General features: G+C 77.5%; 1 protein-coding gene. It reads right to left on the minus strand.

Annotation, left to right across the window (positions count from 1 at the left end; all coding sequences use genetic code 11):
- Window positions 1-687: 687 nt before the first annotated feature.
- The gene (locus tag ACFV2J_RS37095) at window positions 688-1,314 is read right to left on the minus strand and encodes a dTDP-4-dehydrorhamnose 3,5-epimerase family protein (protein ID WP_385097489.1); all 627 of its coding nucleotides are present in this window, start codon (window positions 1,312-1,314) and stop codon (window positions 688-690) included.
- Between the last annotated feature and the right edge of the window lie 197 nt (window positions 1,315-1,511).

A 1,511-nucleotide genomic window follows, 5' to 3' on the forward strand; every position in this document is an offset into this window, starting at 1 on the left:
TCTTGGACAAGGGAGGGAACAAGAGGTCCGGCTGCCGCCGGAGCGCACCAGCCGGCCCTACGGGGGCTCGCGGCGCCGGCCGAGGCGGCCGCCCGGTCCCGCGGCCACCGGGGAGGTATCTCGAAGTCACCGGGGCGCCCCCCCGCCGCGCGGGCGGCGCCCCCGCGGACCCCCCCCGACCTGTACGGGTCTTCGGGGCACCGGTGTGCCGGACCGTCCGTGGGTGACGGCACGGCGCGATGCGCCGCAGCGGCGGCCGGCGGTGAAAGGGAAGGGCCCGGGCCCCGGAGGCGTCCGCCGTGGCGCTCGCGCCGCATCCGGGCGGCGGACGCCGGCATCCCCGCGGGAACCTCCCGGCCAGCCGGCCGGGCGCTCCGCGACAGCACGCACACGGCGCACCGGGGGCCAAAGGCGGGCGGGCAAAGGAGTTTTGCGCCGCAGGACGGAGGAGTCCTCGCCGCGGGGCCACCGGAACCTTGGCCAGGGCCGGGGCCGGGGCCAGGGCCGGGGCCGGGGCCGGGGCCAGGGCCGGGGCCGGGGCCAGGGCCGGGGCCGGTGCGGGTGCGGCCCGGCGCGGCGGCCGGGCCGGGGGCGGGTGCGGGTGTGGTGTTCGGTGTTGCGGGGGCCTTGGTGGGGCGGTCGCCGTGGTGGCGGGGCGGGGTGGCGGCTGCGGGCCGCCGGGGGTGGTCAGCGTGCGAGGTGCTGGGGGTGCGGGACCTGCCAGGAGGGGCCGTAGGAGGTGAGTGCCTCTTCGTAGGTGGGCAGCAGGCCGCGTGCGACGGCCTCGGACAGGCTCGGGGCGGTGGCGTCCTTCTCGGAGCGGATCAGGCCCGTGGTGGTGGGCCAGGGGATGCCGATGGCCGGGTCGAGGGCCTGGATGTCGACCATGGTGCCGGGGACGTACTCCTCGGAGCACAGGTAGTTCATGCAGGTGTCGTCGCTCAGGGCGAGGAAGGCGTGGCCGAGGCCGTCGGCGAGGTAGACGCCGATGCCGGAGCCGGCCTCCTGCAGGGTGGTGTCGAACATGCCGAACGTCGGGGAGCCGACGCGCAGGTCGACCACCACGTCCAGGGCGGCGCCGCGTACGCAGGTCACCAGTTTCGCCTGGCCGGGCGGCAGGGTGGTGCCGTGGATGCCGCGCAGGGTGTCGCGGTGGGAGACCGAGAAGTTGACCTGGCGGACGGTGAACGGCTGGCCGCTGCTTCCGGTCAGCTCGCCCAGGCGCCAGGCCTCGAAGAACCGGCCCCGGTTGTCCGGCAGTTGCGACGGCGTGATCCGGAAGGCGTCGCGGACCTTCATCTCCTCAATGGCCATGCTTCCTCGGTTCGGGTCGTCGGGTCGTGGGATCGTCCGGCCGCGGGGTGACGGGCCGTCAGCAGGGCGGCGGTGCGCCGGTGTGTGACGGGGGCGGGGGGGGCGGGCGCCCGGGCCCCGGACCCCGCGGGGGGGTGGGGGGCTGTGCCGCGGGGGCCGGGTGGTCTGCCCCCCCCGTGGGGGCTGGCCCCCCGGGG

The organism is Streptomyces sp. NPDC059668, from assembly GCF_042734135.1.
In the GTDB taxonomy this organism is placed as follows: Bacteria; Actinomycetota; Actinomycetes; order Streptomycetales; family Streptomycetaceae; genus Streptomyces.

Coding starts and splice junctions, on each gene's coding strand:
- ACFV2J_RS37095 (WP_385097489.1), bottom strand. CDS start 1,314: ATGGCCATTGAGGAGATGAAGGTCCGCGACGCCTTCCGGATCACGCCG.